We start from the raw sequence: 2,846 nt of genomic DNA, 5'->3' as shown, positions 1-2,846 counted from the left end.
GGCCCGCCGCCACGCGCCCGCCTGTGCGCGCAGGGCGTCCTCGTCCGCCTCCGGCCACTCGACCCCGACGGCACCGGCGACCCCGGCGAGTTCGGCGGGCAGTTCGATCCCCATTCCGTCCCCCTACCCGGTCGATCCCGTGCCTGCCGGGCCGGTGCCCGCCGAACCGGTGTCCGCCGCCCCGGACACGGTCTCGGACGCCGCCCGGTCGGCGGCGCGGTAGGCCTCGGCCGCCTCGGCGAACGCGGTACCCAGACCGCCGAGGGCCGCCGGCAGTTCCTCCAGTGTCTCCCGGGTCCGCGTCGCGGGATCGACGTGTGCCGCCGCGAACGCACGGCCCACAGCGTCCCTCCCCCAGGGCTCCGGGCCCTCGTCCAGGCTGCGGGTCAACCCGTCGACGATCCGCCGGGCCCGGTCGACGAGGTCGTCGAACTCCGCGGCCCGCGCGGCGAGCCGCTCCGGGTCGGCGGTGAACCCGTCACCGCCCATCGCAGCCGTCCCGCGCGCCGTCGCCGTGCAGCCAGTCACGGTCGTCGAAGTCCGGGCCGTCCGGGCCGTCCGTGGGGGCGACGGGCCCGTCGGTGTCCGGTTCCGCGGGGGCCAGTTCCTCCGCGGTGAGATCACCGGTGCCCAGCAGCAGCGCCTGCGGGTCGGTGCCGGAGTCCAGCGCGGGCGCGAGCACCTCGCCCGCCGACGCGAACGCCTCCGCGCCGGCCTCGGCCGTCAGGCGCACGATCTCGGCGGCGAGTTCGGCGGGACGGTACCGCTGGTACGCCCGGTCGTCGATCGTCAGCCCGGTCAACGCGGACCGCAGCCCGACGGTGGCCGTCACCGAGCCGTCCGCACTGCTCGCCGACGCCCGGACGGAGGCCAGTTCCCGCTGCGCGGCGATGAGCCGCTCCCTGCTGCGACGGTAGTCCGCGAGTGCCTGTTCCACCCGCGCCTGATGCTCGGTCACGGCCCTCTCCCCGACGTCGAAGGTCTCTCGTGCACAGCGGTCGGCACCCGTCGGACGCCGGCCGTGCCCGTGCGGTTCCGTCCCGCCCGGCCCCCTGTCCCGGCCGCGCCGCGCGGGATCGGGAGAGGTCGCCACGGTTCACCCGGCGAGCGCGCGCACCACCCGGGAGGGGCTGGGTCTGCCGAGCCGGTCCGCCATCCACACGCTCGCCTCGACCAGGGCGTCCAGATCGACCCCGTGCCGCACGCCGAGACCGTCCAGCATCCACACCAGGTCCTCGGTGGCGAGGTTCCCCGTCGCCGACTCCGCGTACGGGCAACCGCCGAGCCCGCCCGCCGACGAGTCGACCGTGCGCACGCCCCGGCGCAGGGCCGCGAGCGTGTTCGCCAGCGCCTGACCGTAGGTGTCGTGGAAGTGGACGGCGAGCGCGCCGGGGTCCACGCCCTCCGCGGCGAAGGCGTCCAGCAGCGCCTCCACGCTGCCCGCCGTGGCGACGCCGACGGTGTCGCCGAGGGAGAGCTGGGTGCAGCCGAGGTCGAGCAGCCGCCTGCCCGCCCGGACCACCTGGGCGGGCGGCACCGGCCCCTCCCACGGGTCCCCGAAGCACATGGACAGGTACCCGCGCACGTCGAGGCCCTCCGCGCGGGCCTTCGCCACCACCGGCTCGAACATCGCGAACTGCTCGTCCAGCCCCGAGTTGAGGTTGCGCCGGGCGAACGTCTCGGTGGCGCTGGCGAACACGGCGATGTGCCCCACCCCGGCGGCCAGCGCCCGCTCCAGCCCGCGCCGGTTCGGCACGAGGACGGGGTAGCGCACACCCGGGTGCGGGGCGAGCCGCTCCAGCAGCGTCTCGGCGTCGGCGAGCTGCGGCACCCATTCCGGGCGCACGAAGCTGGTCGCCTCCACCGTGGTCAGTCCGGCCCGGGCCAGCCGGTCGAGGAACTCCAGCTTCACCTCCACCCGCACCACCGCGGACTCGTTCTGCAGTCCGTCGCGCGGGCCGACCTCCCAGATCGTCACCCGCTCCGGCAGGCCCTCCGCCGTGGGCAGCCGCTCCGGCAGCCCCAGTTCACGCACGCCCATGCCACTCCTCACGCCCGTCGGCGGGGTCGGCGGGCCGGTAGTCGTCGTAGGGATTGTCGTTGACCTGCCGGTAGATCCGGCTGTGCATCCGCTCGACGTCGGGGATGTCGCCGAACGTCAACGGCTCGTCCGAGGCGGACTCGATGATCAGGGTGCCGCAGCCGAAGATCCGGTCCACGAGCCCGTGCTCGAACCGCACACTGTTGATCCGGGCCATCGGGATGTCGATGCCGGTGCGCTTGAGCACGCCCTCCCGCGTGATCACCCGGTCGGTGGTCACGATGAAGTGGGTCGTGCGCCACCGCACGAACGGGGTGAGGAACAGCCAGGTCACCAGCCAGGCGGCCACGACGCCGAGCGCGATCAGCGACACCATGTCCCACGGCGGGTCGAGACCGACGGCCAGGGTCGCCAGCCAGCTCCCCACCCCGACGGTGGCCAGCAGGACCAGCACGGGGAAGACCAGCATCTTGACGTGCGGGTGGCGGTGGGCCACCACGTGCTCACCGTCACTCAGCAGTTCGTCCGGGTAGGCCACTCGTCAACACCCCCGCCACACCGTGTTCGGCCGTGCGGTCACCGTACCGCCCACGGTGGCGCTTCACCCGTAAGCGGGCCGGAGATGCACCACATCGGCCGCGAAGACCGTCCTCCGGCGGCCGCCGCCCGCGTCGACCACCAGCGCCCCGGTGGGGTCGACGTCCACGGCCGTGCCGGTCCACGGTGCGGCCCCGGACACCTCGACCCGGACCGGCTGCCCCAGCGTCACGCAGCGGTCCCGGTACTCGTCCAGCAATCCGGCGGC

4 protein-coding genes and 1 pseudogene are annotated in these 2,846 nt (G+C 74.7%); all 5 read right to left on the bottom strand.

All coding sequences use genetic code 11. The features are described from left to right. Positions 1-123: 123 nt before the first annotated feature. Complete coding sequence (locus SACPADRAFT_RS25465) at positions 124-489, bottom strand: PE domain-containing protein (RefSeq protein ID WP_007027140.1); 366 nt, start codon at positions 487-489, stop codon at positions 124-126. Continuing rightward, entirely contained in the window at positions 479-958 is a 480-nt protein-coding gene (locus SACPADRAFT_RS25460; RefSeq protein ID WP_007027139.1) for a YbaB/EbfC family nucleoid-associated protein, read from the bottom strand. Before SACPADRAFT_RS25460 ends, SACPADRAFT_RS25465 begins: the two co-directional genes overlap by 11 nt. Before the next feature lie 138 nt (positions 959-1,096). Continuing rightward, complete coding sequence (locus SACPADRAFT_RS0204015) at positions 1,097-2,041, bottom strand: hydroxymethylglutaryl-CoA lyase (RefSeq protein ID WP_007027138.1); 945 nt, start codon at positions 2,039-2,041, stop codon at positions 1,097-1,099. Continuing rightward, positions 2,028-2,579, bottom strand: coding sequence for a PH domain-containing protein (locus SACPADRAFT_RS0204010; protein ID WP_007027137.1), 552 nt, complete (start codon positions 2,577-2,579; stop codon positions 2,028-2,030). Before SACPADRAFT_RS0204010 ends, SACPADRAFT_RS0204015 begins: the two co-directional genes overlap by 14 nt. Before the next feature lie 63 nt (positions 2,580-2,642). Next, positions 2,643-2,846: pseudogene (locus SACPADRAFT_RS32170) on the bottom strand (biotin--[acetyl-CoA-carboxylase] ligase); the annotation flags it as partial.

It is taken from the genome of Saccharomonospora iraqiensis subsp. paurometabolica YIM 90007, from assembly GCF_000231035.2.
GTDB classification, from domain to species: Bacteria; Actinomycetota; Actinomycetes; order Mycobacteriales; family Pseudonocardiaceae; genus Saccharomonospora; species Saccharomonospora paurometabolica.
The sequence above is the reverse complement of the archived record's forward strand: the minus strand, read 5'-3'. Positions and strand labels throughout refer to the sequence as shown.

Bases quoted from the DNA above. Each gene is read 5' to 3' on its own strand.
- SACPADRAFT_RS25465 (WP_007027140.1), bottom strand. From the start codon at position 489: ATGGGCGGTGACGGGTTCACCGCCGACCCGGAGCGGCTCGCCGCGCGG.
- SACPADRAFT_RS0204015 (WP_007027138.1), bottom strand. From the start codon at position 2,041: ATGGGCGTGCGTGAACTGGGGCTGCCGGAGCGGCTGCCCACGGCGGAG.